A 24,075-nucleotide genomic window follows, 5' to 3' on the forward strand; every position below is an offset into this window, starting at 1 on the left:
TGATTGGCGCTAGGATACCGGTTCCATCGCACCATCACGCCATTGCCGAGCGCCGCGCGGCCCAGGACAGGAGACAAATATGGCACTGAGCGAGACGCAACAGGCGACCGACGCCCGGCTCATCCTGCTCTCGCCGGAGGACAACTGCCTCATTGCGGGCACGACGCTCGAGGCGGGCACCTCGCTCGTGATCGAAGGCGAAACGGTCGTGCTCGGCAAGACGATTCCGCTCGGGCACAAGCTCGCGCGACGCGCATTGGGCGCCGAGGAGAAAGTCGTCCGCTATGGGGCGCCGATCGGGCACGTCACGACCGAAGTCGCAAGAGGCGATCACCTGCACATGCACAACCTCGTCAGCGATTATCTACCCACGTACACGCACGAGGCCGGTCACAGCTTCGTTTCGCATCAACACGGCGAAGCGTGAGCGTCGTCGCGTCGACGAACTTTCCGGGGAACAACCACCCACTATGAACGAGCTTTCATCGAACGCCGCGCCGCTACGCGGCTATTTGCGCAGCGACGGACGTAAGGGCATCCGCAATGTCGTGGCCGTCGCGTACCTCGTCGAGTGCGCGCATCATGTGGCGCGCGAAATCGTCGCGCGCTTTGCGCCGCGCTTCGACGATGCCGGTTTCGAGGAAGGGGTCGTCGACGCCGACTTCGAGCCGAAGAATGCCCATGACGACGACCCGGACGTCCATTTGATCGGATTTCCGGGCTGCTACCCGAATGCGTATGCCGAGAAGATGATGGCTCGCATCGCGACGCATCCGAACGTCGGCGCCGTGCTTTTCGTCTCGCTCGGCTGCGAGAGCATGAACAAGCACTATCTCGTCGATCTCGTGCGGGAGACGGGGCGGCCCGTCGAAGTGCTGACCATCCAGGAAACGGGCGGCACGCGCAGCACCGTCATGCGCGGCGTCGACTGGGTGCGCCGCGCGCGGGCGACGCTGCGCGCGCAGCAGACCGTGCCGATGGGCTTCGACGAACTCATTGTCGGCACCGTCTGTGGCGGCTCCGACGGCACGAGCGGCATCACGGCGAACCCGGCGGTCGGCCGCGCGTTCGATGCGCTGATCGAGCGCGGCGCGACCTGCCTCTTCGAGGAGACGGGCGAACTCGTCGGCTGCGAGTTTCACATGAAGTCGCGCGCGGCGCGGCCCGAGCTCGGCGACGCCATCGTCGAATGCGTGGCAAAGGCCGCGCGCTATTACACGGTCATGGGGCATGGCAGCTTCGCTGTCGGCAACGCCGACGGCGGACTGACCACACAGGAGGAAAAGTCGCTCGGCGCCTATGCGAAAAGCGGCGCCTCGCCGATCGTCGGCATCGTCAAGCCTGGCGATATCCCGCCGACGGGCGGTCTCTATCTGCTCGACGTCGTGCCCGACGGCGAGCCGCGCTTCGGCTTCCCGAACATCAGCGACAACGCCGAGATCGGCGAGCTGATCGCCTGCGGCGCTCATTTGATTCTTTTCACGACGGGGCGCGGCTCGGTGGTGGGCTCGGCGATTTCGCCCGTCGTCAAAGTTTGCGCGAATCCGGCGACCTATCGCAAACTGTCGGGCGACATGGATGTCGACGCGGGCCGCATCCTCGAGGGGCGCGGCACGCTCGACGAGGTAGGGCGCGAGGTGTTCGATCTGACCGCCGCGGCCGCGGGGGGCACTCGGACGAAATCGGAGCTGCTTGGCCACCAGGAGTTCATCTTGACCTACAAAGCATTCGAGCCCATCGGGCCGGCGTGTCTTCCCATCGCGCAGGTCGCGCCCGCGGGGGTGAGCGCATGAGCGAGACGCGCAACGGTGCAGTGTCGGAGCGCCGCAAAGTCGGCCGCACTGCGCTCGAAGTGACGGCGCTCGGGTTGGGAACGGCCGGGCTCGCCGGACTTTATAGCGACGTGACCGAAAACGAAGCGCGCACGGCAATCGATGCCGCGTGGGACGCGGGCATCCGCTTCTTCGATACGGCACCTTACTATGGCCATACGAAGGCCGAGCATTACGTCGGCGCCGCACTGCGCGATCGGCCGCGCGAGGAGTTCGTGCTGTCCACGAAGGCTGGCCGGCTCATGCGGCCGCGCCGCGATGCGGCCGCGCGTGCACCGAGCAACGGCTGGGCGCATCCGCTTCCGTTCGAGCCCGTTTTCGATTACACGCGCGACGGCATCCTGCGCTCATTCGAAGACAGCTTGCAGCGGCTCGGGGTGGCTTCGGTCGATATCCTGCTCATTCACGACATCGGACCCGTCACTCACGGCGATCGCAACGAGCACTATTGGCGGCAGTTGAGCGAAGGCGGCTTCAAGGCACTCGACGAGCTGCGCAAGGCAGGGGCCGTGCGCGCGGTCGGGCTCGGTGTGAACGAGGCGCAGCCGATCGTCGAGACGATGCGCGAGTTCGATATCGATTGCGCGCTGCTCGCTGGACGCTATACGTTGCTCGAGCAGGCGACGCTCGACACGTTCTTGCCCGAATGCGAGCGGCGCGGCGTTTCGATCCTGGTCGGCGGCGCGTTCAACTCGGGCATCCTCGCGCATGGCGTCCGTCATCTGAAGGAGCGCCGCGAAGCCGGCAACAGCGCGGCGAGCGACCTCAAGTTCAACTACGGGGAGGCGCCCGCGGAGGTAGTCGAGCGCGTGGCCGGCATCGAAGGCGTTTGCGACGCGCACGGCGTCGCGCTGCCGCACGCGGCCCTGCAGTTTCCCTACGCCCACCCGGCGGTCGCGAGCGTATTGACGGGGGCGCGCAACGCGAGCGAGGTGCGGCAGAATGTCGACGCATTCACGAAAGGGATTCCCTCTGCATTCTGGGACGCGCTGCGCGCGGCGGGCCTGCTGCATCCGAGCGCTCCCACGCCGCGGAGTTGATGGCGTTTTCGTGACGCCGTATTGAAATCGCTTGCTTCGTCTGCCGCCGTCAGCAAAAGGCGGCAGCGAAGCAAAGAAGCACAGGGCAAAGGCAGGTTGGGACGATGAACACCGTCGATGCGCATCAGCATTTCTGGGCAATCTCGCGCGGCGATTACGGCTGGCTCACGCCGGCGCTCGCGCCGCTCTATCGTGATTTCGGCCCGGCCGACTTCGCGCCGCTCGCGCAGTCGGCCGGCGTGGCTCGCAGCATCGTCGTGCAGGCAGCACCGACCGTCGCCGAAACACGCTACTTGCTCGACCTCGCGCGTGAAAATCCCGTCGTTGCCGGCGTGGTCGGCTGGGTCCCGCTCGACGACGCCGCGGCGCCCGCGCTCATCGCCGAACTGGCGCGCGAGCCGAAGTTCAATGGCGTGCGGCCGATGCTGCAGGACCTGTCCGACGACGACTGGATCGCGAGAGCGCAACTCGGGCCTGCCATCGACGCCCTGATCGAGCATGGGCTTGCCTTCGACGCGCTCGTGTTCGCGCGCCACTTGCCCCATCTGTTGACGTTCGCGCAGCGCCATCCGGACTTGCGAATCGTGATCGATCATGGCGCGAAGCCGCCGATCGCCGAGGGTGATGCGGGCTGGCAGCCATGGGCCGAGCGCATCGCCGAGCTCGCGCGGCTGCCGCAGATCCATTGCAAGATTTCGGGGCTGGCCACTGAGGCCGGGCCCGGATGGAGCGACGAAACGCTGGCGCCCTATGTGGATCATCTGGTCGCGCACTTCGGCGCGAAGCGGCTCATGTGGGGCAGCGACTGGCCCGTGCTCGAGCTCAACGGCGATTACGGCGGCTGGCACGCGTGCGCGACGAGATTGACCAGCAGGTTGACAGATGACGAGCGCGCAGCGATTTTCGGCGGCACCGCGACCACCTTTTATGGCCTTTGACTTGGCCTTTGACTTGGCCTTTGACTTGACCGTTGACGGCTTGCCCGCCTCGCCTCGGCGAGCGCCGGATGTCTTCGAACGATAGATGTCATCGACCTCCCACATTCGATCAATGAACGGAGCACCGGATTCATGAACGTAAGCGAAACACGTTTCCCTTCACCGCCGCCTGAGCGGCTTGCCGGCAAAGTGGCGCTCGTCACAGCCGCGGCCCAAGGCATCGGCCGCGCCTGCGCGGAACGTTTCGCGCGCGAAGGCGCGCGCGTCATCGCCACGGACATTCGCGTCGATCTCTTCGGCAACGTGCCGTTCGAGACGCGCAAGCTCGACGTGCGCGATTCCGCGGCGATTGCGGCGCTTGCGCGAGAGCTCGGCGGCGTGGACGTGCTGCTCAATGGCGCCGGCTTCGTCCACGCGGGAACGGTGCTCGAATGCGAGGAGGCGGATTGGGACTTCTCGTTCGATCTCAACGCCAAGTCGATGTATCGGACGATCCGGGCATTCCTGCCCGCGATGCTCGAACGCGGCGGCGGCTCGATCGTCAACGTCGCATCCGCGGCCTCGAGCGTAAAAGGCGTACCGAACCGCTTTGCCTACGGCGCATCGAAAGCCGCCGTCGTCGGGTTGACCAAGTCCATCGCCGCCGATTTCGTCACGCGCGGTATTCGCTGCAATGCGATTTGCCCGGGCACCGTCGAGTCGCCCTCGCTCGAGCAGCGCATTGCCGCGCAGGCAAGCGAGCAAGGCAAGTCGGTCGCCGAGGTACAGGCCGCATTCGTCGCGCGCCAGCCGATGGGTCGCATCGGTCGCCCCGAGGAAATTGCGGCGCTCGCGGCTTACCTCGCGTCAGACGAGGCAGGCTTTACGACAGGGCAGATCCACGTCATCGACGGTGGCTGGTCGAACTGAGCCGCTTTTTCAGTGGTCCGACCAATTTGCCGAATCGGGTCGCATGCTCAATCATGGTCGATCGCACCGGCGCGGTCGGATCGCACGCTCGACCGAATCGTTACTCAAACCCTTTATCTCACGCCATGAAACTGCTTCGCTTTGGGCCGAAAGGCCAGGAAAAACCGGGTCTTGTCGACGCCGACGGAAACATACGCGATCTTTCGGGCCACGTCGACGACATCGCGGGCGACACGCTGACCGATGCGAGCCTTGCACGCCTTCGCGCGCTCGATCCGGCGACGTTGCCGCTCGTCTCGGGTGAGCCGCGCCTCGGCGCTTGCGTCGGCCGCGTCGGCAAGCTCGTCTGCATCGGGCTCAACTATGCCGACCACGCGGCGGAATCGAACCTGCCGATCCCGACCGAGCCGGTCGTTTTCAACAAGTGGACGAGCGCGATCGTCGGCCCGAACGACGACGTCGAAATTCCGCGAGGCTCGACGAAGACCGATTGGGAGGTCGAACTCGGCGTCGTGATCGGGCGGCACTGCAAATACGTCGACGAAGCGAGCGCGCTCGACTACGTGGCGGGATACTGCGTCGTCAACGACGTATCGGAGCGGGCCTGGCAGATCGAGCGCGGCGGCCAGTGGGACAAGGGCAAGGGATTCGACACGTTCGGTCCGATCGGCCCGTGGCTAGTCACGCGCGACGAAATTCGCGATCCGCAGAGCCTCGATCTCTGGCTCGAGGTCGACGGCCATCGCTATCAGAACGGGAACACGCGCACGATGATTTTCCCGGTCGCGAAGCTCGTTTCCTACCTCTCGCAGTGCATGAGCCTGCAGCCGGGCGATGTCATCTCGACGGGCACGCCGCCGGGCGTCGGCCTCGGCCAAAAGCCCGAGCCGATCTACCTCAAGGCGGGGCAGACGATGCGTCTCGGCATCGCCGGCCTCGGCGAGCAGCGGCAGCGCACGGTCGCCGCCGGCTGATATCACTGCGATCGAAGCCGGGCTGCTCGGACGCGGCCCGGTGCCGTTGAAGAACGCCGATCCTCCGCTTGCCCGCCTTCGACTATGCTGGATGGAAGACTGAACGGCACAGCGAGGTGGCAACATGCAAATCTCCTTTCCGCAGGAGCCGGCCGAATACTGCGGCCGCGATCTCGTGCTCGCCTTTCCGGCACTCGTCGACGGCGAGCGCGTGCAATGCGCGATCACGGCGGAAGCGCTCGAGGACCATTTCGGCGCCGAGTCTCTGCGTGAAGACGACGTGCAACGCGCCTTCGAAGTCAATCGGCGTGCGATCGAACACGCCGCACGCAAGATGCTCCAGGAGTTAGGCAAGAAGCCCGTGCTGCTGCATAGCGGCTTTTTTCGCTTTTACGACGAATAGCGATCGGCAAGCCGGCAGCCGGCGGGCTTCGCCGCGCGTCGTTGCCGCCGCGCGCGGTCGTCGATTCCGACCTTGAGCGAGCCGGTCGCCGGCGCGGATGCCGACGCCGTCGATGCCGAAAGCGATGGAGGAAGAAAGCGATGCGTGCGATGGTCTTCGACGGAAGCGCGCCTTTGCTCGCCGAGCGCGAGCTGCCCGATCCGGTACCCGCCGCGGGGCAGTTGCTCATCGACGTCCATGCGTGCGGAGTTTGCCGCACCGATCTTCACGTGGTGGACGGCGATCTCGCGCATCCCAAGCGTCCGCTGATTCCGGGCCACGAGATCGTCGGCACGGTTGCCGCGATGGGCGAGGGGGCAAGCGGCTTCGCGATCGGCGAACGGGTGGGCGTGCCGTGGCTCGGGCATACGTGCGGGCACTGCCCATACTGCGCGCGCGGGCGAGAGAACCTCTGCGACGCCCCCGGATTCACCGGCTATACGATCGACGGAGGCTACGCCGAGCGCACCGTCGCCGACAGCCGCTATTGCTTCCGGCTGCCCGATCGCTACACCGACGTGGCAGCGGCGCCGTTGCTTTGCGCGGGGCTCATCGGCTACCGGACGCTCGCGATGGCCGGTGACGCCGAACGCGTCGGCATCTACGGTTTCGGCGCCGCGGCGCACATCGTCGCGCAAGTCGCCCGCCACCAGGGCCGCACCGTGTACGCTTTTACCCGTCCCGGCGATACAGTCGCGCAGCGGCTCGCACGGCGACTCGGCGCGCATTGGGCCGGCGGCAGCGACGAACGGGGGCCCGCTGCGCTCGATGCAGCGCTCATCTTCGCGCCTGTCGGGGCGCTCGTGCCGCGCGCGCTCGAGGCTGTCGTCAAGGGGGGTGTCGTCGTCTGCGGCGGGATCCACATGAGCGCGATCCCCGCGTTTTCGTACGACCTTCTCTGGGGCGAGCGTCGCATCGTATCGGTCGCCAACCTGACGCGCGAGGACGGTCACGCGTTCATGAAAATCGCGGGAGAGACGGCGCTCGAGATCGAGACGACGCCGTATCCGTTCACGGAAGCCAATCGCGCGCTCTCGGACCTGCGCGAAGGCCGCCTGTCGGGAGCGGCGGTACTGACGATGAAACGGTGAGGCGGCCCCGCCCGCGACCCGCGCGCGTCAAACGCGCGCGAGCGCTTCGAGATCGACGATGCGAATCCGCTTGCCGCGCGTTTCGAGCAGACCGTCGCGCTGAAACTTCGAGAACATGCGGCTCACCGTCTCGAGCTTCATGCCGAGGTAGTTGCCCATCTCTTCGCGCGTCATGCGCAGATGGAATTCGGCCGGCGAATACCCGCGCGCCTCCATCCGGCTCGACAGGTTGAGCAGGAAGCTCGCGAGGCGCTCCTCCGCGCGCATTGTCCCGAGCAGCATCATGAGCGCCGATTCTCGAACGATCTCGCCGCTCATCATGCGCAGGACTTGCTGCTGCAGCGGTTGCGATTCGGCGCAGAGCGCCTCGAGCAATGCGTAGGGAATGATGCAGACGCTGCTGTCTTCGATCGCGACCGTATCGCCGATATGGCGCCGGCTGTGAAGGCCGTCGAGGCCGAGCACTTCGCCCGCGAAGTGAAAGCCCGTCACCTGCTCGCGACCGTCGCGATGCATGACGACCGTCTTGAACGAACCCGCGCGCACGGCATAAATGCTCTGGAATTCATCGTTCGCGCGGTAGAGCGCTTCGCCGCGCTTGACGAGGCGCGTCGCGGTCACGATCGAATCGAAGAGCCGCAGTTCTTCCGACGTAAGGTTGTTCGGCATGCAGCCAGACAGCATCGAGCAGCTGGAGCAGCCTGCGCTCGTCGATGCGTTCGTCGACGCGGCATTCGACGTGCTCTTCGGCGTGGCCTGCGGTGTGGTCTTCGGCGGACGCATAGGTACGATCGAAGACAGGGGCAGCCGCTCCGCGCGAGTGTCTTCCTCTGGTTCCAATTCGAGCAGCATGTCTTCGTTCTCCGCCTTTTGGGTGCGCACCCGCCCTGGGTGCCGCGAAACAATTTCCATGTGAGTATCGGTGGTAGCGGGCGCCGAGCCTATCAGCGGCGTATGAAACTTCGGTAAGTGTTAGCGTAGGGTTGTAAGACTTCTCCTACGGCGGTGACGGAAAATGAGCGGCGATGCGTAGCCGGACCGCGGAGCGGCCCTTGGCGCGGCGATGCACGCCCGTCGAGCGGTGCTCTTCCGGTCGTTCGCAGGCTGGCGGGGCGTGTATTTTAATTGCTTAGCGAAGAGTAATAGACTGACGAATTCGAGCTGCGCGCCGATCACGCACTATCGCTCGGCGTGGAGGGGCGCAGTTTCTGTCAGAACTTTGCTGACGCAACGCAAGGCTGGCGCGGGGCGCTGGGGCCCTCAGCTGATGGCGGCGGGCTGTGGCTCGTGGGGCTCGTGGGGCTCGTGGGTCTCGCGCCAGAACGCAGCCAGCGCCGGATGGATCGCTTCGCGCCAGCGCGGACCGGTGAAAAGATCGTAGTGGTCGCAATCGGCAATAGTCAGCTGTTTGCGCCGCCTGTCGGGCACCGCGCTGCAGACCGCATGCGCCGCGTGGGTCTGGCCGGCGCCCGTGATGTCGTCGCGGTCTCCCTCGATCGTGCAGAGCGCCGACGCCGCGAGCGCGCTGCCGCGCACGCGCCGGCCGTCGACGTCCCAGGCACCGCGCGCGAGCCGCTGCTCCTTGAAAACGATGCGCAGCGTATCGAGAAAGTAGTCTTCGGTCATGTCGAGCACCGCCGCGTATTCGTCGAAGGCGCGCCGGCTCGCGGCTATCCTGGCGTCGTCGCCGGCGAGGCGGCTCGTCCAGTACCGCGTTTCGAGCGCCATCTGCCGATGCGGATGCGCGGCGACGATCGCGGCATGCTGCAGGTATCCGGGGTAGATGCGCCGTCCGCCGCCGCGATACCAGGCCGGCACCGTATCGATGACCGTGCGGCGGAACCAGTCGATGCTATGTGTCGCCGCCAGCCGGTCGACGGCGGTCGGATTGAGTCGCGTATCGATCGGTCCCCCCATCAGCGTGACCGAAAGCGGCCCGGGCTCGCCGCGAGCCGCGACGAGGGCCGCGGCGGCGACGGCCGGCACCGTCCCCTGGCAGACGGCGAGCACATGCAGCCCATTGCTGCATAGGCGGCGCATGAAGCGCTCCACGGTCAGCACGTAGTCGTCGAGGCCGAAGCGGCCCTCGGCGAGCGGCACGTCGCGTGCGTTGGCCCAGTCGGTCACGTAGACGTCGCCGTCCTCGAGCAGCGTTTCCACCGTCTCCCGCAGCATGACCGCGTGATGTCCTGCGAGCGGCGTGCAAAGCAGAATCGGCGCGCCGCCGTCGAGCCGCGCGCGATGTTCCCCTCGCCGCGCGAACCGGCGCAACGCGCAAAATGCCACGCGATCGACGACGGTTTCATCGATGTGAACGCGTCGGCCGCCGAGCGTCACCGACGCGATCGCGAACGGCGGCGGCTCCAGCGTCGTCTCGAACACGCGGCGCAGCCATTCGCAGCCGGGCATCGCGCGCGACTCGGGAGATTGCGCGGGCAGACCGCACGCCCGTGCGAGCGAGGCGGCCCATGTGTCCATCGAGCGAATCAGCGCGCGCTGCGTCTCGAGCCAGTTGTAGAGCATGAGCGTCTCCCGTCGGCACGATGCGCCGCGAGCCGGGAACGGCTGATTCCTCGGGCCTGCCGGGCGAGAGCCGATCAGCTATTGTGGGATCGGGGGAAGGGGCTGGCAACTCACGGTTTACGCCAGGATGGGCTGCTGTTGTACTATTGGACGTTTTTGTCCAACCTAACCCCTCACGCATGCTCGATTTCTTTCGCAACCACAAGCGCCTGATGATGCTCATGCTCGTCCTCGTCATCGTGCCGGGGCTGGGCTTCGTCGGTATCCAGGGCTTCCGTGGATTTTTCGACGAAAGCGCCAATGTGGCGAGCGTCAATGGGCACAAGATCACGCGTGTCGAATTCGACAATGCGGTGCGCCAGCAGCTCGATCAGGCGCGCCAGATCCTCGGCTCGCGATTCGACTCGAAGCTCTTCGACACGCCCGAGCGCCGGCAGCAATTGCTCGACAGCATGATTCAACAGCGCGCGCTGGCCGACGAGGCGCAGCGCGAGCATCTGACGGCGTCGGACGAGGCCGTGCGCCGGGCGCTGCTGGCTGACCCCGTCGTGTCGTCGCTGCGCAAGCCCGATGGCTCGATCGACCTCGACCGCTACAAGGAACTGCTGGCGATGCAGGGCATGACGCCGGAACAATATGACGAACGCGTGCGCTATGGCCTCGCGATCGATCAGATTCCCGACAGCATCCAGGCGAGCGCGTTTACACCGAAGAGCATGGCCGAGCAGCTCGCAAAGCTCGCCGAACAGCAGCGCACGGTCCAGTCGCTCGTACTGCATCCGGCCGACTACGCGTCGAAGGTCCAGCCGACCGACGCGCAGCTCGCGGCCTACTACGACGCGCATCGCGCCGAGTTTGCCACGCCGCAAACGGCGACGATCCAATACGTCGTGTTCTCGCCGGCGACGCTCTCGGCGTCGATCGCTCCAAGTGACGCCGACGCGAAAAAGTATTACGACGAGAACATCGCGCGCTACACGACGCCGCGCGAAATCCGCGTGAGCCAAATCCTGATCTCGTCACCGGCAACGGCGAGCGCGGCGGACGACGCCAAGGCCAAGGCGAAGGCGGAAAGCGTGCTGGCGGAGGTCAAGGCGCATCCCGATCAATTCGCCGACATCGCGAAAAAAGATTCGCAGGACCCGGGCTCGGCTTCGAAGGGCGGCGATCTCGGGTGGTCGACGGGCGGTGTGCTGACGGGCGACAAGGCATTCGATACGGCCGCTTTGGGCTTGAAGGGCAAGAATGCGATCAGCGGCATCGTTCGCTCGTCGTTCGGCTATCACGTCATCATGCTGACGGATGAGAAGCCGTCGGTCGTGAAGCCGTTCGCCGACGTGAAAGACGACATCATGAAGGAGCTGAAGGCGCAACAGGCCGCGAAGGCGTTCAGCGACGGATCGGACGGCTTCACGTCGACGGTGTACGAGCAGGCGAAGAGCCTTCAACCTGCCGCGGACAAGTACAAGCTCAAGATCGAGACGGCGACGGTCACCGACAAGCCGAGCCGCACGCTCCCTCCCGATAGCCCGCTCAACAATCCGAAGTTCCTGGCCGCCGTTTTCGCCAACGATGCGGTAAAGGACCACAACAACACGCAGGCGATCGACGCTGGAAACAACACGCTGATTTCGGCACGCGTGACCGACTACAAGCCGGCGGCCACGCCTCCGCTCGCGTCGATCAAGGACGCCGTGCGCAACAAGTATGTGGCCGAGCAGGCGCTCGAGCTGGCGCGCAAGGACGGCACGGCTAAGCTCGCCGATTTGCAGAAATCGAAATCGACGGCAGGGTTCGGGCCCGAAACGAAGCTTTCCCGCACCGACGCGCAGGGCGTGCCGCCGCCCGCGCTCGCCGCGGTTTTCAAGGTCGATGCGAGCAAGCTGCCCGCGTACGTCGGCGTCGATCTCGGCGACGCCGGCTACGGCATTTACCGCGTCAACGCCGTGGTGCCGGGCGCGCCGATCGATCCGGCGCGGCTTGCGGCTGCGCAGCAGCAGCTCGCCCAGATCAGCGCGCAGGAGGATATCGAGGCCTACCTCGCCGGGCTGCGCGCCCGCTCGAAGGTCAAGATGTATGGCTCGCTGGAGGGCAAGCAAGGCGACGGCGGCTAACAACCAGGCGGCACCGCTCCGGCGGTGCCGCGCGCTGCTGCTTCACCGGCGCAGCAGCGGCGCAAGCGCCGGCCAGACGTTGTCGAGCAGTACCGTCTGCGCCTGTTGGTTCGGATGCATCTGATCGGCCTGAAACATTTCGGGCTTGTTTTCGATCCCGGCGAGCAGAAACGGCACGAGCTGCACGTTGAATTCCTTCGCGAGCGTGCCGTATATCGCGTGGAAGCGTTGCGTGTAAGCCGGCCCATAGTTGGACGGCACGTACATGCCGACGAGCACAACTTTCGCACGAGCCTGCTGAGCTTCTTCGACGATCGTGCGCAGATTGTCTTCCGTCGTCGAGAGCGGCACGCCGCGCAGCGCGTCATTGGCGCCGAGCTCGACGATGACGATCGACGGCTTCAGGCGCGCGATCAGCTCGGGCATGCGCGCCCGTCCGCCGCTTGTCGTGTCGCCGCTGATGCTCGCATTCGCAACGCTATAATCGATCCGCTCGTCGGCGAGACGCCGGCGCAGCAACGCAACCCAGCCCGTGTCGCGCGGCAACCCGTACTCGGCCGAGATGCTGTCGCCTAGAACGACGATGACGGGCCGCGACGACTCGGCCGCGACGGCAGCCTCGGCGGGCGGCGGCCACGCCAACGTTGCCGCGGCGAGGACGGCTACCGCGGCAACGGCGCTGCGGAAGATTCGCTTCGCGCCTGCCGGCCTCGGCGAAACGAGGGCGGTGAGCCCGGCAAGCCTGGCGAGCCGAGCGGCGGTATGTGCAACAACACGCGAAGGCGGGCCGTCCCTATCGAACGTATTCACTCTCGAGCGATGCTTCTTCATGCAAGAAAATATCGAGCCCATCATCGAAGTGCGGAAGTTGTGCAAGAGGGTCAAGGATGCAACAGGGGAGCTCACGATACTCGACGACATCGACCTCGACGTCATGCCCGGCAGCAGCGTGGCGATCGTGGGTGCGTCGGGGTCGGGCAAGTCGACGCTGCTCGGCTTGCTCGCGGGGTTGGACAATGCCACTTCGGGGTCGGTTCGGCTCTTCGGCCGTGAGCTGGCGGCGCTTTCCGAGGACGAGCGCGCGCACCTGCGCAACGGTTCCGTCGGCTTCGTTTTTCAATCGTTTCAATTGATGCCCCATCTGACCGCGCTCGAGAACGTGCGGCTGCCGCTCGAACTGCAAGGCGGCGTGCTGGCGCACGAGGCCTCGCGGCGCGCGCGTGCACTATTGGAGCAGGTAGGGCTCGGCGCGCGCACGGGGCACTATCCGAAGCTGCTCTCGGGCGGAGAACAGCAGCGCGTCGCGCTGGCGCGCGCTTTCGTGACCGAGCCCGCGATTCTTTTCGCCGACGAGCCCACCGGCAGCCTCGATGCCGCGACGGGGCACGCGGTCATCGACCTGATGTTCCGGATGAACGCGGCGCACGGCGCGACGCTCGTGCTCGTCACGCACGACATCGAGCTTGCGCGTCGTTGCGCGCGCGTTGTGACGCTCGATGCCGGCCGCGTGACATGATGCTCGTCAGTGCGCCTTCGCCGCGTTTCTCGCCCGTTCGATGAGCGCCGAAGTCGACGAATCGTGCTTCGCCGGGTCGAACACCGGTGCGGTGAGGTCGGCTTCGACAACTTTGCCGAGAATCTTGCCGAGCTCGACGCCCCATTGATCGAACGGGTTGATGTTCCAGATCGTGGCCTGCACGAGCACCTTGTGTTCGTAGAGCGCGATCAGCGCGCCGAGTGAGCCCGGCGTCAGCGCATCGAGCAGCAGCGTCGTGGACGGGCGATTGCCGGGGAATACGAGATGCGGCACGAGCTCCGGCTTGTCGGGGCCGGCCACTTTCGTCGCCTCCTCGACTGTGCGGCCGAGCATCAGCGCCTCGCTCTGGGCAAAGCAGTTCGCGAGCAGCTTAGGATGATGGCTCGCGAGCGGATGCTCGGGCCTGAGGACGGCGATGAAGTCGATCGGCACGATCGTCGGCCCCTGATGCAGCATCTGGAAGAATGCATGCTGGCCGTTCGTGCCGGGCTCGCCCCAGGTGACGGCCGATGTCGGATAGTCGACGAAGCCGCCGTCGAGCCGCGCCGACTTGCCGTTGCTCTCCATCTCGAGCTGCTGCAAGTACGAAGGCAGGAAATGGAGCGCCTCGGAGTAGGGCGCGACGAGGTAAGTCTGTGATTCGAAGAAGTTGCGATACCAGATGCCGACGAGTCCCATCAGCACCGGCAGATTGCGCTCGAGCGGCGCCTCGCGAAAATGCGCGTCCATGCCGGCAGCCCCCGCGAGCAGCGCGTCAAACTGCAGCGGCCCGATCGAGATCATGATCGAGAGCCCGACTGCCGACCACAGCGAGTATCGCCCGCCCACCCAGTCCCACATCTGAAACACGTTATCGTGCGCGATGCCGAACTTGACGACCTCGGCCGGATTCGCCGATACGCCGACGAAATGCTTGGCGAGCGCGCTCTCCGGGCAGCCCTTCGCGACGAACCAGTCGCGCAGCGAGCGGGCGTTCGTCATCGTCTCGAGCGTCGTGAATGTCTTCGACACGACGATGACGAGCGTTTCTTCGGCGTCGATGCGGTCCATGACGCGCGCGAGATCGGCGCCGTCGACATTGGAGACGAAGTACGTGGAAATCTCGGGATGAGACAAGTGATCGAGCGCATGAACGACCATTTTCGGCCCTAGGTCCGAGCCGCCGATACCGATGTTCACGACATGGCGGATGCGCTTGCCCGAGTAACCCGTCCATGCACCGTTGCGCACGCGCTCGGCGAATGCGGCCATCTTCCCGCGCTCGGCCGTGACCTCGGCATGGTAGGGCGCGTCCGCGCGCGTGGCGCGAAGCGCCGTATGCAAGGCGGCCCGGCCCTCGGTCGGATTGACGATCTCGCCCGCGAACATCGCGTCGCGGCGCTTCTCGACGCCGGTTTCGCGCGCGAGCGCGACGAGCAGCCTCAGCGTCTCCTCAGTGATACGGTTCTTCGAAAAATCGGCGGCGAGACCGCCACCTTCGAACGTGAAGCGCTCGGCGCGCGACGGCTTGCCGCTATCGGCGGCGAACCAGTCGCGCAGTCGCGCGTCGCGAATCTGTTCGTAATGCGCTTTGAGCGCGGACCAGGAAGAAAGCGAGTTCGGCGTCATGGTATCGGTCGGAAATGGGCGGGTACGTGATGCCAGGCTGCGGTCAGTCAGTATAGCGGCGTTGAATGCCGTTCCGCAGCATCGTCCGCAAGCCGCCGTCAAATTGCCTGGGCGACGGGGTCGCTACCCGCGGGCCGGATAGATCAGGCGATTGAGCGAGGCGCGCACCGCGGGCGCGAGCTCGCTGGCCGTGAGGCCCGCGGGTCCGGCGCCGCCTGCGACGAGCGTATCGGCCGCGAGCCCGTGCAGGTAGACGCCCGCCAGCGCCGCCTCGTAAGCCGGCATGCGTTGCGCAAGCAGCGCGCCGATGATGCCGCCGAGCGCATCGCCCGTCCCCCCCGTGGCGAGCGCGGCGTTGCCGGTCGGATTGACGGCGGTACGGCCATCGGGCGCGGCCACGACGGTGCCGGCGCCCTTCAGCACAACGACGGCGCCGAAGCGGCTCGTCAGCGTGCGTGCCGCGGCGAGCCGATCGCGCTGGACAGCCGCCGCATCGACACCGATGAGACGGGCGGCCTCGAGCGGATGCGGAGTCAGCACGCAGACGTGGCCGGCCGCGCCCCGCGCGGCGAGCGCGGCGGCAAGCTTCTCGTCGTCGGCGAGGAGATTGAGCGCGTCGGCGTCCAGGAGCTTCGGCACATCCAGTTGCACCGCCTTCAAAAGAATTTCGGCCGCGAGAGCGCGTCGACCCATCCCGCAGCCGAGCGCCAGCGCGTCCATTTCTTCGAGTGCGAACGCGTGCCCGGAATCGAGCGGATGCAGCATCAACTCGGGGTGGGGCGGATCGTAAGGCGGCGAGCCCGCGCCGACGAAGGCCACGTGCACTTTGCCGGCGCCCGCATGGAGCGCCGCGCGCGCGGCCAGAATCGGCGCGCCGCACATGCCGGTATCGCCGCCGACGACGGCGAGGCTTCCGAATGTGCCCTTATGCGCGGCGAACGCGCGCGGCGGGAAGGCGGCGCAGAACAGGGCGGGCGCGTTGAGCAACGTGATGGCTGTGCCGGCCGTGCCGGCGGGCGCGGGATGCATCGCGGCGGCGGTGCCGTCGAGCGCCTCGACGCCGAGCGGCGCGACGGCGATCTCGCCCGCGAGGTCGCGGCCGTGCGTCATGTAAAGGCCCGGCTTCGCGCCGAGAAACGTGATCGTGTGCGTTGCCCGGACGGCCGGGCCATGGCCGACTACCTTGCCCGAGTCGCTGTCGAGGCCGCTCGGCACATCGAGTGCGAGCACGGGTTTTCCAGCGCCTGCCGCTTGCGCGATCCGTTGAGCCAATTCGGCGAAGATGCCTTCGAGAGGCCGCGCCAGCCCGATGCCGAACAGCCCGTCGACGAGCCAGCCGTAGCCGTCGAATGAGGCGGGGGCGCCAGGCGAGATTGACACGCCGGCCGCGCGGGCGCCGGCAAGCGCCCAGCGGGCATCGTCGGGCTTGACCTCGACTGGCATGCAGACCTCGACGTCGACGCCTGCCTCACGCAATTCGGTGGCGCAGACGAGCGCGTCGCCGCCGTTGTTGCCGGGCCCGGCCGCGAGCCAGACCGTCCGGCCGGCCGCGAGCGAGCCGTCATGTTCGGCCAGTTCGAGCAGACAGCGCGCCGCGGCCGCGCCGGCCCGCGCCATCAGCGTGTTGGCCGGCAAGCGCGCGCCCTCGCGCGCTTCGATCGCGCGCAGCTCGGCAACGGTGTAAAGCGGCAAGGGCCGCTCGTGGGGATTGACGAAGACGGGAGAGGCGGGGCGAGAGGCGGCTTCGGTCATGGTCGGGCGAGCGGGCGTTGAGGATCGGCGCGGCATTGCGCCGGGCGACGCGACTTCGACGCCATGACATGCACAGCGCATGCAAGGCGCCGGGGCGCCGCGGTTGGATCCGCCCGCGCCGCCTCAGTCGACGAAACGATCGGCGCGCAGCGCGGCCAACGTATCGGGCGGCACGCCGGGCTCCGTGCCGCTCACGAGATCCGCGATCACTTTAGCAGACCCGCAGGCAAGCCCCCAGCCGGCCGGCCCGTGCCCGAAATTCAGGAAGAGCCGCGGGTGCAACGCCTGGCCCACGACGGGCAGGCCGTCCGGCGAAAGCAGCTTGATGCCATCCCATGCATGAGCCGCGGAAATTCGAGCGGCGCCGGGAATCCAGTCGTGCGTGGCCTGCGCGAGAGCGGCCGTCGCCGCCTTCGCAAGCGGCTCGGCCGGCGCCTTCGCCACTTCGCGCTCCGGCTGCACGAGGGCCGCGCCCGCCACGCGCACGCGCTGATTCGCGCGCGTCATCGTGATGCGTTTCGTCGTATCGACGACGGTGAGATGCGGGGCCCGCTCCTCGTAGGCGATCGGCGCCGTCAGCGCGAACAAGCGGGCGGGATGCAGCGGCAGGCGCAGCCCCGAGCGCTCGATGAGCGCGAGGCTGCCCGCGCCCGCCGCCACGACGATCGCGTCGGCCGAAACGACATCGACGTCGCGCGAGCTCGAGCGCTCGCCCTCGGCGGGAGCCAGTTCGACGGCCGCGCGCGCGTTATCCAAGCGCAGCGTCGCAACCGCGCGGCCGAACTTGAAGTGAACGCCGCTTTCGTCTTCGAGGGACTGCTTGAGCAGCTTCGTGAAGAGCGGACAGTTGGCCATCCGCTCCTGTTCGAACAGCACGCCGCCCGCGAAAGCCGGGTCCGTCGGCACCGAATGCTCGACTTCGCCGCATTCGTCGGCCGAAAGCACGTAATGCCTCACTTCGAACTCGCGCAGCAGATCGAGCGCGCTTTGCGCCTCTTCCCAGTCGCGCGCATGGCGCACGACGTGCAGGACGCCGCTCGTTTGCTCGAAATCGAGCCCGAGACGCGTCTCGATGGCCTCCATCGTTTCGCGGGCGACGTCGACGAGCGGTTTGAGCCGCCGGTATTGCGCGCAAAACGCGTCATGCTCGGCGAGCCGTGCGAGACGTTGCATGAAGCGTCGCGTGGCCGAGTCGAAGCCCGGCTTGTAAACGATCCCGCCGCGTGGCGCGCGCGCCGTCTTCATGAAGGTCGGCCCGAACCAGACATCGAGCGGCGTCGGCAGGACCGCGCCGCCGTGTCCGTACGTGGCGCCTTGCGCGACGGTTGCATGACGCTCGATGACGCAGACGCGGTGGCCCGCCGCGTGCAACTGATATGCGGTGGCGACCCCGACGATTCCGCCGCCTATGACGATGACATCCATGAATGATTCTTTCGATGCGCTGCAACCTGCCGCGAGCCGCCGCACGCCGCATTCGGTCGCGTCGTGTCCGACGGCCGGCGCCGCGCCACGTGCAACGATCGCGTTGGCGATGCGGCGCCGGTGAAGCAAACCGCGCATCATAGCGCCAAAACGGGCGACGCGCCTCGCCTGCGCAGGCGAAAGCAGGGTGCCCACGCGAGAGCGGGCATGGCCCGTCGACGCTTGCAAGCGGCGGCGTGTGCGGACGAGCTGCCGCGCATGACGGCTTGGCTTATTGGGGGCCGAGTTCCGGGTATAATCTCGGTCTTCCTTCGCATCACGTCGTCTGCATGCGCAAGAGGGATCGGTTCTGAGCCCGATCGTCCGCCCGGCGCTAAGCGCGACTCAACGACGCCCACGTCTTTTCATGGCCCACTTCTCGTGTTTCCCCGGTGCTACGGCGCTATCCGAATTCCGTCAAACCCGCCTGCTCGAGACGCTTGCCCGCATCGATCCGAACATCGTCGGTGTGCGCGGCCAATATCTGCACTTCGTCAACGCGTTGACGCCGCTCACGTCCGACGACAGCGCGTGCATCGAGGCGCTCGTGCACTACGGCACGCCGTTCGCGGCCGGCGAGGGGCGCGGCGCCACCGAGACCTTTCTCGTCGTGCCGCGCTTCGGCACCGTCTCACCCTGGGCGAGCAAGGCAACGGACATCGCGCATCACTGCGGCCTCACGCACTTGCGCCGCATCGAGCGCGGAATCGAATACACGGTGATGCTGAAGCCCGGCTTTTTGGGCGTTGGCGGCAGTAAGGGCTTGACCGACGAAGCGCGTGCGGCTGTCGGGGCCGCGCTGCACGACCGCATGACCGAAAGCGTCGTGCGCGCGCGCGACGAGGCGCTGCATCTCTTCGACGAGCTGCCGGCCAAGCCGCTGTCCACCGTCGACATCCTCGCGCATGGGCGCGCCGCGCTCGAGCGCGCGAATACCGAGCTGGGCCTCGCGCTGGCCGAAGACGAGATCGACTATCTCGTCGATGCCTTCACGAAGCTCGGCCACGACCCGAGCGACGTCGAGCTCATGATGTTCGCGCAGGCGAACAGCGAGCACTGCCGCCACAAGATCTTCAACGCTCAATGGACGATCGACGGCGAGCCGCAGGACACGTCGCTGTTCCAGATGATCAAGAACACGGAGAAGCTCAGCCCGCAGGGAACGATCGTCGCTTATTCGGACAACTCCGCGATCATGGAAGGGGGGGCGGCCGAGCGCTGGTTCCCGCGGCAGGCGCGCGCCGGCGATGCTCAAGGCACCACCAGCGCTGAACGCGCCGGGGATGCTCTTGACGAGCGCTACGGCCGTCACATCGAGCTCACGCATACGCTCATGAAGGTTGAGACGCACAATCACCCGACGGCGATTTCGCCGTTCGCGGGCGCCGCCACGGGCGCCGGCGGCGAGATTCGCGACGAAGGTGCGACGGGCCGCGGCGCGCGCCCGAAAGCGGGCCTCACGGGTTTCACCGTGTCGAATCTCGAGCTGCCCGGCGCCGTCGAGCCGTGGGAAAACGCGCGCGACGCCGCGGTGCCGCCGGCATCGCGCAATCCGGCCGAGCAGCACACCGCCTACGGGCGGCCCGACCGGATCGCGTCGCCGTTGCAAATCATGATCGACGGCCCGCTCGGCGGCGCCGCGTTCAACAACGAATTCGGGCGGCCGAACCTCGGCGGCTACTTCCGCGTCTACGAGCAGAACGTCGGCGGCCAGGTGCGCGGCTATCACAAGCCGATCATGATCGCGGGCGGCATCGGCAACATCTCGGCGGCGCATACGCACAAGCACGACCTGCCGGCCGGCACGCTGCTGATTCAGATCGGCGGGCCGGGCATGCGAATCGGCATGGGCGGCGGCGCGGCGAGCTCGATGGCGACGGGCGCGAACACGGCCGAGCTCGATTTCGACTCGGTGCAGCGCGGCAATCCCGAGATCGAGCGGCGCGCGCAGGAAGTCATCAACGCATGCTGGCAGCTTGGCGAAGGCAATCCGATCCTGAGCATTCACGACGTCGGCGCCGGCGGACTCTCGAACGCGTTTCCCGAGCTCGTCGATGGCGCGGGCAAAGGCGCGCGCTTCGAGCTGCGCCAGGTCCCGCTCGAGGAAAGCGGCCTGTCGCCGCGTGAGATCTGGTCCAATGAAGCGCAGGAACGCTACGTCCTCGCGATCGCACCGGCCGATCTTCCCACGTTCGAAGCGATCTGCGCGCGCGAGCGTTGTCCGCTCGCGGTCGTCGGCGTGGCGACGGAGGAGCGGCAGTTGCAACTCATCGATGCGCAGGCCGAAGGAGCCCCGGGACGTCCCGTCGACATGCCGATGGAGGTGCTGCTCGGCAAGCCGCCGCGCATGCATCGCAACGTCGAACGCGTGGCGGCCGAGCGCGCGCCCGTCGACGTTACAGGCTTGTCGCTCGCCGAGCTTGCCGTCTCGGTGCTCAAGCATCCGACCGTCGCGAGCAAGTCGTTCCTGATCACGATCGGCGATCGAAGCGTCGGCGGCACGAGCGTGCGTGACCAGATGGTCGGGCCCTGGCAGGTTCCGGTGGCCGACTGTGCGATTACGGCCGTCGATTACGCCGGTTTCCGCGGCGAGGCGATGACGATGGCCGAGCGCACGCCGCTCGCCGTCATCGACGCGCCGGCGTCGGGCCGCATGGCCGTCGGCGAAGCGATCACGAACATCGCGTCGGCGCCGATCGCGTCCCTCGACAAGCTCAAGCTCTCGGCGAACTGGATGGCCGCATGCGGGAGCGCCGGCGAGGACGCCGCGCTCTTCGATACGGTGAAGGCGATCGGCATGGAGCTCTGCCCGGCGCTCGGAATCGGCATTCCGGTCGGGAAGGATTCATTGTCGATGAAGACGAAATGGGACGAGAAGGGCGTCGCGAAGGAAGTGACGTCGCCCGTCTCCCTGATCATCTCCGCATTTGCGCCCGTCGACGACGTGCGCCGCCATTTGACGCCGCAGCTTCGCCGATCCGGCGAAGCCGGCGATACGGTGTTGATCGCGATCGATCTCGGCCGCGGCAAGCAGCGGCTCGGCGGCAGCATCCTCGCGCAAGTGACGCAGCAAGTCGGCGACAGCGTGCCCGACGTCGACGATCCCGAGGATCTGAAACGCTTCTTCGCCGCGATTCAGGCGCTCAATGCGGCGGGCCTGATACTCGCCTATCACGACCGCTCGGACGGGGGCTTGTGGGCAACCGTCTGCGAGATGGCGTTCGCCGGACACGTGGGCGTATCGCTGAACGTCGACATGCTCACCCTCGATGCCGCCCATGAGTTCGATTATGGCGATGCGAAGGACTGGGCGAAGCAGACTAGCGGGCGGCGCGACGATCGCACGTTGCACGCGCTCTTCGCCGAAGAGCTCGGCGCGGTAATCCAGGTGCAGGCAGCCGAGCGCGACCAGGTGCTCGGCCTGCTGCGCGAGCACGGGCTCTCGGCTTGCTCGCACGTGATCGGCAAGCTCAACGAGCGCGACGTGATCGAGGTCTATCGCGACGCGAAGAAGATCTACGATGCGCCTCGCGCCGAATTGCAGCGCGCCTGGACGGAAGTGAGCTGGCGCATCGCGCGATTGCGCGACAACCCGGCTTGCGCCGATTCCGAATACGACGCGTTGCTCGATGCGGCGGACCCAGGCATTTCGCCGCAGTTGACGTTCGATCCGCAGGAGGACGTGGCGGCGCCGTACCTGAATAAAGGCGCGCGTCCGCGCGTGGCGATCCTGCGCGAGCAGGGCGTGAACTCGCATCTCGAGACGGCCTACGCATTCGATCGAGCGGGCTTCGACGCTTATGACGTGCACATGAGCGACTTGCTGTCGGGCCGTGCGACGCTGGCCGACTTCGCCGGCGCCGTGGCCTGTGGCGGGTTCTCCTATGGCGACGTACTCGGGGCGGGCGAAGGCTGGGCGAAGACGATTCGCTTCAACCCGATGCTCGCCGACATGTTCGCGGCGTTCTTCGGCCGGCCCGACACGTTCGCGCTCGGCATCTGCAACGGTTGCCAGATGATGAGCAGCCTCGCGTCGATGATTCCCGGCGCCGATGCGTGGCCGAAGTTTACGCGGAACAAGTCGGAGCAGTTCGAGGCGCGGTTCTCGCTCGTGCGCATCGAGCCCTCGCCGTCGATCTTCTTCGCCGGCATGGAGGGCTCGCGAATTCCCGTTGCCGTGGCCCACGGAGAAGGGTTCGCGGACTTCTCTCAGCAAGGTGATCCTGCGCGCGCGAACGTGGCGATGCGCTTCGTCGATCACCGCGGCGAAGCCACCGAGCGTTATCCGTTCAACCCGAACGGTTCGCCTGCCGGTATCACGTCCGTGACGACGCCCGACGGCCGATTCACGGTGCTGATGCCGCACATGGAGCGCGTGCATCGCACGGTGCAGATGAGCTGGCATCCCGATAGCTGGGGCGAAGCGAGCCCATGGATGCGCGTGTTCCGCAACGCACGGCGCTGGCTCGCGTAAGACGGCGAGACGGCGAGAAAGCGGATGGCAGCGATATCCGCCGTTCATGCGCGGCGGTGCCTTTGCAGTCATCGCCGGCCGATGCGCTGACCCAAGAATAAGAAAATCCTTACACGCCATTCGATAAAGAGTCGGAAGGCGGGGTCGTTTACATAGTTGAAACATAACGAGCCCGGCAGGCGCGTCCCATTGGCGCGCCGACATGCCGCGGCCCACAACGACCCACGCAATAGTGCGACGAAAGAGACCTGCAATCCGCAGCCATGGCATCACGCGCGCAGCGAAGCTGACGCTCGAGACCGCCGCGCTGACGCTGACGCTTTTGGCAGCCGCACGGGGTGCGCATGCCGGGGAATTGCCGTCGATGTTCTCGTTGAGCGGCTTCGGCACGCTCGGCGTGGCGCACTCGAGTCTCGACACCGCCGATTTCACGGGCGCCGCATTTCAGCCGGCAGGCGCCGGATACACGCGCCACTTCAACTTTGCCGGCGACACGAAGTTCGGGCTCCAGCTCACGGGCCGGTTCACGGACAAGCTGACGGCGCTCGTGCAAGTCGTATCGCGCTACAACTACGATAACCGCTACACGCCGACGATCGAGTGGGCGAACGTGAACTACGCGTTCACGCCGGACTTCAACGTACGGGTAGGACGGATCGAACTGCCCACCTTCCTCAGCTCCGACTACCGCGAAGTGGGTTATGCCAACCCATGGGTACGCGTGCCCGGAGAGCTCTATAACCTGGAGCCAATCACGAACAGCGACGGCGTCGATGCGTCTTACAGGCTGCGCTTCGCGCACGTCGTCGACACACTGCATTTCATTTATGGCCGCACCTCGTTCCACATCACTCCGGGCGGCACGAAGATCAAGGGGACGGACATCGGCGGAGTCGTGGACACGCTCGAGTACCGGAGCCTGACTCTGCATTTCGGCTACCTTCACGCGTACACCTCGTCGCCGTTCGTGCAAAGGTCGGCCGCGGTGGCTTACAGCGTCGGCATCGGTTACGACGTCCCGCGCTGGTTCGTGCAAGGCGAGCTCGCACGTGTGACGGCCGATCGACTGACCCCGGGCTACCTCGCCGGCTACCTGAGCGGCGGCGTGCGCTTCGGCCAATTCACGCCGTACGCGACATACGCCCTCGAGCATGCGCTCAACTATCAGACCATCATCCCGAACGCGAACCTCGGGCAAAAGGATCTATCGGTGGGCCTGCGTTGGGATTTCGCGAAAAATCTCGACATGAAGGTGCAGTACGAACACATCTGGACACCGGCCCAATCGGCGGGGCTCTTCATCAACGAGCAGCCGAACTTCCGCAACGGCTGCGCGGCGAATGTGTTCAGCGCCACCCTTGACTTCGTCTTCTAGGG

General features: G+C 66.5%; 19 protein-coding genes. 13 read left to right on the top strand and 6 right to left on the bottom strand.

The window, feature by feature from the left end:
• Positions 1-79 precede the first annotated feature (79 nt).
• From AB4Y31_RS07465 to AB4Y31_RS07500, 8 genes are all read left to right on the top strand, one after another.
• Positions 80-427: a UxaA family hydrolase gene (locus AB4Y31_RS07465; protein WP_018443417.1), complete on the top strand. Its 348-nt coding sequence runs from the start codon at positions 80-82 to the stop codon at positions 425-427.
• A gap of 43 nt (positions 428-470) precedes the next feature.
• Positions 471-1,793 (top strand): UxaA family hydrolase, encoded by a 1,323-nt coding sequence (locus AB4Y31_RS07470; RefSeq protein WP_368673330.1) that lies wholly within the window; start codon positions 471-473, stop codon positions 1,791-1,793.
• Positions 1,790-2,872 carry an aldo/keto reductase gene (locus tag AB4Y31_RS07475; protein ID WP_368673331.1) on the top strand — a complete coding sequence of 361 codons (1,083 nt, stop codon included), beginning with the start codon at positions 1,790-1,792 and terminating at the stop codon, positions 2,870-2,872. Before AB4Y31_RS07470 ends, AB4Y31_RS07475 begins: the two co-directional genes overlap by 4 nt.
• A 104-nt stretch (positions 2,873-2,976) precedes the next feature.
• Positions 2,977-3,810 carry an amidohydrolase gene (locus tag AB4Y31_RS07480; protein WP_368673332.1) on the top strand — a complete coding sequence of 278 codons (834 nt, stop codon included), beginning with the start codon at positions 2,977-2,979 and terminating at the stop codon, positions 3,808-3,810.
• Positions 3,811-3,942: 132 nt separating this feature from the next.
• Positions 3,943-4,719 carry an SDR family oxidoreductase gene (locus AB4Y31_RS07485; RefSeq protein ID WP_368673333.1) on the top strand — a complete coding sequence of 259 codons (777 nt, stop codon included), beginning with the start codon at positions 3,943-3,945 and terminating at the stop codon, positions 4,717-4,719.
• Between the two features lie 125 nt (positions 4,720-4,844).
• Positions 4,845-5,693: an ureidoglycolate lyase gene (locus tag AB4Y31_RS07490; protein WP_368673334.1), complete on the top strand. Its 849-nt coding sequence runs from the start codon at positions 4,845-4,847 to the stop codon at positions 5,691-5,693.
• Between the two features lie 124 nt (positions 5,694-5,817).
• Positions 5,818-6,096: a DUF1488 domain-containing protein gene (locus tag AB4Y31_RS07495; protein WP_018443411.1), complete on the top strand. Its 279-nt coding sequence runs from the start codon at positions 5,818-5,820 to the stop codon at positions 6,094-6,096.
• Between the two features lie 140 nt (positions 6,097-6,236).
• Positions 6,237-7,226 (top strand): zinc-dependent alcohol dehydrogenase family protein, encoded by a 990-nt coding sequence (locus AB4Y31_RS07500; protein ID WP_368673335.1) that lies wholly within the window; start codon positions 6,237-6,239, stop codon positions 7,224-7,226.
• Positions 7,227-7,253: 27 nt separating this feature from the next.
• Here AB4Y31_RS07500 and fnr read toward each other — a convergent pair whose 3' ends face one another.
• Positions 7,254-8,078: a fumarate/nitrate reduction transcriptional regulator Fnr gene (fnr, locus tag AB4Y31_RS07505; RefSeq protein WP_368673336.1), complete on the bottom strand. Its 825-nt coding sequence runs from the start codon at positions 8,076-8,078 to the stop codon at positions 7,254-7,256.
• A gap of 408 nt (positions 8,079-8,486) precedes the next feature.
• A complete protein-coding gene (gene phaZ / locus AB4Y31_RS07510) occupies positions 8,487-9,749 on the bottom strand; it encodes a polyhydroxyalkanoate depolymerase (RefSeq protein ID WP_368673337.1) in 1,263 nt (420 codons plus the stop codon).
• Positions 9,750-9,928: 179 nt separating this feature from the next.
• Between phaZ and AB4Y31_RS07515 the strand changes: the two genes are divergently transcribed.
• Positions 9,929-11,863, top strand: a complete 1,935-nt coding sequence (locus AB4Y31_RS07515; protein WP_368673338.1) for a SurA N-terminal domain-containing protein — start codon at positions 9,929-9,931, stop codon at positions 11,861-11,863.
• A gap of 42 nt (positions 11,864-11,905) precedes the next feature.
• Here AB4Y31_RS07515 and AB4Y31_RS07520 read toward each other — a convergent pair whose 3' ends face one another.
• Positions 11,906-12,694, bottom strand: a complete 789-nt coding sequence (locus AB4Y31_RS07520) for an arylesterase (protein WP_368673339.1) — start codon at positions 12,692-12,694, stop codon at positions 11,906-11,908.
• Between AB4Y31_RS07520 and AB4Y31_RS07525 the strand changes: the two genes are divergently transcribed.
• Positions 12,693-13,379, top strand: coding sequence for an ABC transporter ATP-binding protein (locus tag AB4Y31_RS07525; RefSeq protein ID WP_368673340.1), 687 nt, complete (start codon positions 12,693-12,695; stop codon positions 13,377-13,379). The two genes, AB4Y31_RS07520 and AB4Y31_RS07525, sit on opposite strands and share 2 nt — an antisense overlap.
• Positions 13,380-13,385: 6 nt before the next feature.
• Here AB4Y31_RS07525 and pgi read toward each other — a convergent pair whose 3' ends face one another.
• From pgi to AB4Y31_RS07540, 3 genes are all read right to left on the bottom strand, one after another.
• Positions 13,386-15,008, bottom strand: coding sequence for a glucose-6-phosphate isomerase (pgi, locus tag AB4Y31_RS07530; protein ID WP_368673341.1), 1,623 nt, complete (start codon positions 15,006-15,008; stop codon positions 13,386-13,388).
• A 123-nt stretch (positions 15,009-15,131) separates the two neighbouring features.
• Positions 15,132-16,760 carry an NAD(P)H-hydrate dehydratase gene (locus AB4Y31_RS07535; protein WP_368673342.1) on the bottom strand — a complete coding sequence of 543 codons (1,629 nt, stop codon included), beginning with the start codon at positions 16,758-16,760 and terminating at the stop codon, positions 15,132-15,134.
• Between the two features lie 123 nt (positions 16,761-16,883).
• Positions 16,884-18,185: an FAD-dependent oxidoreductase gene (locus AB4Y31_RS07540; protein ID WP_368673343.1), complete on the bottom strand. Its 1,302-nt coding sequence runs from the start codon at positions 18,183-18,185 to the stop codon at positions 16,884-16,886.
• On the opposite strand from AB4Y31_RS07540, the gene AB4Y31_RS07545 reads away from it, so the two are divergent.
• The 3 genes from AB4Y31_RS07545 (at position 18,184) to AB4Y31_RS07555 (ending at position 24,073) form a co-directional block, all read left to right on the top strand.
• Positions 18,184-18,309 (top strand): hypothetical protein, encoded by a 126-nt coding sequence (locus tag AB4Y31_RS07545; protein ID WP_368673344.1) that lies wholly within the window; start codon positions 18,184-18,186, stop codon positions 18,307-18,309. The two genes, AB4Y31_RS07540 and AB4Y31_RS07545, sit on opposite strands and share 2 nt — an antisense overlap.
• A gap of 282 nt (positions 18,310-18,591) precedes the next feature.
• Positions 18,592-22,698 carry a phosphoribosylformylglycinamidine synthase gene (gene purL / locus AB4Y31_RS07550; RefSeq protein ID WP_368673345.1) on the top strand — a complete coding sequence of 1,369 codons (4,107 nt, stop codon included), beginning with the start codon at positions 18,592-18,594 and terminating at the stop codon, positions 22,696-22,698.
• 232 nt (positions 22,699-22,930) lie between these two features.
• Positions 22,931-24,073 (top strand): hypothetical protein, encoded by a 1,143-nt coding sequence (locus AB4Y31_RS07555; protein ID WP_368673346.1) that lies wholly within the window; start codon positions 22,931-22,933, stop codon positions 24,071-24,073.
• The last annotated feature ends 2 nt before the right edge of the window (positions 24,074-24,075 follow it).

The organism is Trinickia sp. EG282A, from assembly GCF_040965455.1.
Classification (GTDB): domain Bacteria; phylum Pseudomonadota; class Gammaproteobacteria; order Burkholderiales; family Burkholderiaceae; genus Trinickia; species Trinickia symbiotica.